Origin of the sequence: Carnobacterium divergens, assembly GCF_900258435.1 — a bacterium.
Lineage (GTDB): Bacteria > Bacillota > Bacilli > Lactobacillales > Carnobacteriaceae > Carnobacterium > Carnobacterium divergens_A.
This window is the reverse complement of record NZ_LT984412.1, coordinates 30713-35724: the sequence shown is the minus strand read 5'-3', so window position 1 is coordinate 35724 and position 5012 is coordinate 30713. Positions and strand designations below refer to the sequence as shown.

The 5012-nt window shown below is 31.5% G+C and carries 6 protein-coding genes; 2 read left to right on the top strand and 4 right to left on the bottom strand.

Going from position 1 to position 5012, the window contains the following annotated elements; translation table 11 throughout:
- Nucleotides 1-97 precede the first annotated feature (97 nt).
- On the bottom strand, nucleotides 98-277 hold the full coding sequence (locus tag CDIMF43_RS00520; RefSeq protein ID WP_198471755.1) for a hypothetical protein: 180 nt from the start codon (nucleotides 275-277) through the stop codon (nucleotides 98-100).
- 527 nt (nucleotides 278-804) lie between these two features.
- On the opposite strand from CDIMF43_RS00520, the gene CDIMF43_RS00515 reads away from it, so the two are divergent.
- Nucleotides 805-1164 carry a helix-turn-helix domain-containing protein gene (locus CDIMF43_RS00515; protein WP_002405438.1) on the top strand — a complete coding sequence of 120 codons (360 nt, stop codon included), beginning with the start codon at nucleotides 805-807 and terminating at the stop codon, nucleotides 1162-1164.
- Nucleotides 1165-1677: 513 nt separating this feature from the next.
- Here CDIMF43_RS00515 and CDIMF43_RS00510 read toward each other — a convergent pair.
- Complete coding sequence (locus CDIMF43_RS00510; protein ID WP_005228365.1) at nucleotides 1678-1845, bottom strand: cysteine-rich KTR domain-containing protein; 168 nt, start codon at nucleotides 1843-1845, stop codon at nucleotides 1678-1680.
- Nucleotides 1846-1932: 87 nt separating this feature from the next.
- Entirely contained in the window at nucleotides 1933-3873 is a 1941-nt protein-coding gene (tet(S), locus tag CDIMF43_RS00505; RefSeq protein ID WP_002405437.1) for a tetracycline resistance ribosomal protection protein Tet(S), read from the bottom strand.
- On the opposite strand from tet(S), the gene CDIMF43_RS13940 reads away from it, so the two are divergent.
- Entirely contained in the window at nucleotides 3858-3983 is a 126-nt protein-coding gene (locus tag CDIMF43_RS13940; RefSeq protein WP_193393255.1) for a hypothetical protein, read from the top strand. The genes tet(S) and CDIMF43_RS13940 overlap by 16 nt on opposite strands.
- Nucleotides 3984-4701: 718 nt before the next feature.
- Here CDIMF43_RS13940 and CDIMF43_RS00495 read toward each other — a convergent pair.
- On the bottom strand, nucleotides 4702-4902 hold the full coding sequence (locus CDIMF43_RS00495) for a conjugal transfer protein (protein ID WP_204193108.1): 201 nt from the start codon (nucleotides 4900-4902) through the stop codon (nucleotides 4702-4704).
- Between the last annotated feature and the right edge of the window lie 110 nt (nucleotides 4903-5012).

The following is a 5012-nucleotide window of genomic DNA, read 5'->3' as shown; positions in this document are numbered from 1 at the left end:
CGGTCTGTACTGAAATCAAGGTATTATTGGGAATCCCAGCTTAAATCATAGATACCGTAAGGGATTTTATTCTTTATTTAAAACTTTGCAACAGAACCTACTGGTCAATACTAGCAAACTGTTCCACTACATAATCATCTAGTTCTGAAAAAGCGACTTCTTTTTTTGATATCCGACTGAGAGACTTTAAATAGTCCTTACGTTCGTCATCAATGGATCGTTTACAAATATAGTCAAATTGCATTTCAATGGCAGCTTGGAACAGGGAAGAACTCATGTCATTCACACCTCCTTTCCCGTTGAGAAAGAAGATGATTCCAATGAACATTTATCTCCTTTCGTAATATAACCCGACGTAAAGAGAGGAAATGACGGAATTTTTGAAAAAAACTTTTAGAAAAACACAAAAAAGTCCATATCCGACGATATGGACAAAGTAATTCACACAAATAGTTCCCTTTTAATAGAACCAAGAAACTACATTTTAATCCGAAAGGATTCTTTGAAATAGAAAAAATTTTTTTGATAAATTTAGTAAATAAATCCAATGGATGCTGTCATGAGTCATGGTTTATTCTCCCAAAAACATCGTCTTTAGCTTTACACATAAAAAAATGACGATTCAGAAATCGTCGTTTAGTGTACTCAGATATATTTTTGTGCATAGGAAAGAAATCGCTAAAAGACTGATTTTTTTTTTCTTTTAGCAATTTGAAAAAAATATGATTTATTTAAGCTATATACTGCTTTATATAAGGCCTGTTTACATTTAGATAGGAACAGTATAATGCCGATAGGTGATATATGATGGACAGAAAAAAACATAGAACTTTTGATTTCAAACCATTGGGTCTTGCGATTAAAGAAGCCCGTCTTAGTAAAGGATTGACTCGTGAGCAGGTAGGATCAATGATCCAGATTGCGCCACGCTATTTGACGAACATTGAAAATAAAGGACAACAGCCAAGTTTTCATGTTGTATATGATTTAGTGACTTTGCTAAATATTTCTTTGGATGGATTTATTTTAGGGGAAGAAAACAGTCATAAAAGCTCCAAACGTCTTCAAGTAGAAGCACAGTTGGATTGTCTGGATGAAGATGAATTAGTGACGATTGGGAAAGTGATTCAAGCAATTTACGGAGAAAAATGTAAATTTAACTAGTTCAATAATACACAATGGATTAATTAATACTATCAGGAAAGATTGATTACAAAGATGTAATGAATTTTTTCTGATTTTTGTTAATCATAAATAGAAAATGAATTTATCTTTGTTACACTTAGGAACTAGAGCGAATGATAAATAGTTCTTTGGTTACTCTTATCGCTGCAAAGTACAGTTCATTTTTTGTTGTTGGGAAAATTTTCTGGATTTATTGCATATCACTTCATCCGACTAAAAATTTTTGATTCCCATAGCGAAGTTCGTTTTTGTTCCTTAGGAAAAACTTGACTGATATACTAGTTTTGAAATGACGAGTAACTCTGTACTTCATCAATAATCAAGTATTGAATTTTAATTGTATACTTTTTATGCTTGAGGGATGTCTACTGTAATACAGCTACTGCAAAAAAAATCAGTACACTTATTTTCTTATAAAGGATATCAAGAACTAAGCTCAATGGTATGCATAGAAAAGAAAAAGCCGATAAAATGAGATTTTGATATCTCGAATTATCGGCTCTGCGTCTTTGCGTCTGGCTCTGTAATTACAGTTATTCTAAACTTCGTTATTTCAATTAAAATTTCTTGTCTGCATTTAGGACAAAATAGAGGGAAATTTTTTAATTCAGTATCTTCCCTCATTTTTAAACGGGTCTTATTGCCACATATAGGGCACAGTATCCACCTAGTATTTACAATATCTATATCCTCCTGTTCTAATTAACAACTCAATATTCATTTTAAAAATTTCTCTTTAGTTCACTATCAATGTAAGTTGATTTTATTAAACATATGCCTTACTTTGTCTATTCTATTATTTGGACGACGTGGTTGGAAAGCAGACTTAATGTTAGTAACCTGATAACCTTTTAACTCTGTTAAACAGACACTGCGTCCATTTGTAAAGAAAGTTAAACTGTTTCGATACTCTTGAATACAACGGGCTGGAATTTCACCAATGAGAATGACCTCGTTACCTTTTAACTTAGTATTTAAAATATTTGCACAATATTTGGAAGCATCATTATATGCTCTCGAAAGATATTCTTGTGGTACATAAATTTCGAAGCTAAGATATGGCTCTAATAACTCTGTACCACTCTTTCTAAAAGCCTGCTCTAGTACAATAGGCGCAAGCATTCGGAAATCTGCTGGCGTACTGACAGGGCTGTAATATAGACCATACTTAAAACAGATCTTACAGTCTGTTAATTTCCAACCGTACAATCCTTGTTCACACCCATAGCGTATACCTTCCATAACTGCATTTTGAAATGATTGATTTAAATAACCTAGAGAAACCAGGCTCTCATACTGAATGCCACTACCCAAAGGAAGTGGTGTTACAGATAAACCAATAGAAGCCCAGAAAGGATTTGGAGGTACTTCGATATCAATGGTAAATTCAGATTTTTTTAATGGTCTTTCCATATAAATGACAGTTGGTTTTCTTGTTTCTATCTCAATATGATATTTTTCTTGAATCAGAGTACAAGTTACCTCCATTTGGACCTCACCTAAAAAAGATAGCACAATTTCGTGAGTTACTGTATCTACATAATATTGTAGAAGGGGATCACTATCGGATATTTCAAAAAGTGCATCTAGTAACTTTTCTCTTTGTACTGATTTACATGGTTCAATTGTTGTTTGTAACATAGGAAGAGGATTCTCAAGAATTTCTCTATGTGGTAATCTTTTTTTATCTCCAAGTACGTTATTTAGTTTTAAAAGCTCATTTTTTAAAATAATAATCTCACCAGGCTCTGCCTTATCTATCTGGCGTAATTCTCCATTTATTGAAGTATACATTTCTGTAACTTTTATTTTTTCCTTTTCTGATATATTGACTGAGTCTCGCAAATGTAGCGTTCCACTATAAAGACGTACATAGACAAGCCGTTGACCATCATCTGAATATTCTACTTTAAAAACATTTCCACAAAGTTTATCTGAATTGAGTTGTGTGGGTGAAAATAATTTGCTAGTAATTACCTCTATAAGTTGTTTAATTCCAATATTATTCTTTGCACTTCCGTGATAAACAGGATATAAGGAGCAACTTTGAATTCTTTCGTTTTCCTCCTTTTCAAGTTCTGCAATATTCAATGTTTTCCCAATGGTATATTTTTCTAATAAATAATCATTTCCCACAATTACTGTCTCCCATTGTTCTGGTTCAGTATAATCTATTACATAAGGTTTCAAATTTAGATTCACAGTCTGCTTAATTATGATGTCGTCAGAAAGTTTGTCCTTAATATCTTGATAAACATCTGGCAAATTTATTCCATTTTGATCAATTTTGTTAATAAAAAATATTATAGGTATGTTCATCTTTCTAAGTGCATGGAATAGTATACGAGTTTGTGACTGTACTCCATCTTTTGCAGAGATTAGCAAAATAGCTCCATCCAAAACAGATAATGAACGGTATACATCTGCCAAAAAATCCATGTGTCCAGGAGTATCTACAATATTTACTTTAACATTTTCCCGTTGAAAAGATGTTATTGCGGTCTGAATAGTAATACCTCTCTGGCGTTCCAAAAACATAGTATCCGTTTTCGTTGTACCGCTATCTACACTTCCTAACTCTTTAATTGCTCCGCTACTGTATAGTAAGCTTTCTGTCAAAGTAGTTTTTCCTGCATCAACATGTGCTAAGATACCGATATTAATAATTTTCAATTTTATTTCCTCCATTCAAAAGCTCAAAAAGCAGAAAAAATCCCAGTGATAAATACTCTTATCACTGGGATTTTAATACAAAAATAGCTGTATACTACACACTGATAGCCACAGATGCTTTATGATAAAATGATAAAAGTATTCTTAAACTGGGCACAAAAAACCAGTCCTTATTTTAAATAAGGATGCTTAATTAATTATTCCCGCTATCTAATTGACAGTTTATTTAAGAATACCTTGCCGCATTTTTATTATCTCCTTTTGAATGTTATCTTAATTCTATCATATGATAGAATGCTTGTAAAGCCAACCATATTTTTTGAACGAAAGGGAAATTAATGAGAAATTAATGGAAGTTAGTGTAGTAGTTGAAGATAACTCTTCAGAATGGCTATCAAAATTCAGCGATTTAATAACGATTTACAAGTTCATAAGGGATTCTTTATTCATCCAGCTATTATATTACTTTTCAGGTCAATAGGACAACTGTCCACAACCTTTCTACAAATATATTACGTATAATTTTTGAAATATATACTGCTTAACAAAATATTTTGCAGTGGTTCCAATAGTTTTGAATTGTTAATATTAAGTTTGACTTGGAAAATATCATTAAAAGTTATACTGTTTATTTGGAAAAAATTGGAGAGACCTTTTTAAGTAATGTAATGAAAATAGTTATAAGTTAGAATAAAGGTGAATTTGCTTATACTTCTCATAGAAGGTTGATTTCACGCTATATTTTGGATTATTTATGCTAAATCATTATAAGTTTGCTATAGTGACATACAATTTTTTTTGCTTATACTAAATATTCAAGTATTGTTTTCATCTTAATATTCTTTATTCATTCATTATTATTTTCCAGTTATCCTTCTTCTCTAAAGTTAATTGGTATTGGGAAATATTTTCAATCTTTGTTTCATTGTCTAAATATCGAACGGCTATTTTTACTAGATACTGTTTCTCTTTCTTCTGAATAATTGGATTCACCAACTCAGAGTAAATAAAGTTTTGACTGATTATTGGTAAAACATCTTCCATCATATAATAATCGGTTCTGTTGCAAAGTTTTAAATCTACTATCAAATAAGGTAGAATAATAGAAAAAGATAGCAGGAGGAATGACGATGAATCATTTTAAAGGAAAGCAA

What these genes read in the sequence shown, in the direction of transcription:
- CDIMF43_RS00520 (WP_198471755.1), bottom strand. Translation starts at nt 277, where the DNA reads ATGAGTTCTTCCCTGTTCCAAGCTGCCATTGAAATGCAATTTGACTAT.
- CDIMF43_RS00515 (WP_002405438.1), top strand. Translation starts at nt 805, where the DNA reads ATGATGGACAGAAAAAAACATAGAACTTTTGATTTCAAACCATTGGGT.
- CDIMF43_RS00495 (WP_204193108.1), bottom strand. Translation starts at nt 4,902, where the DNA reads ATGGAAGATGTTTTACCAATAATCAGTCAAAACTTTATTTACTCTGAG.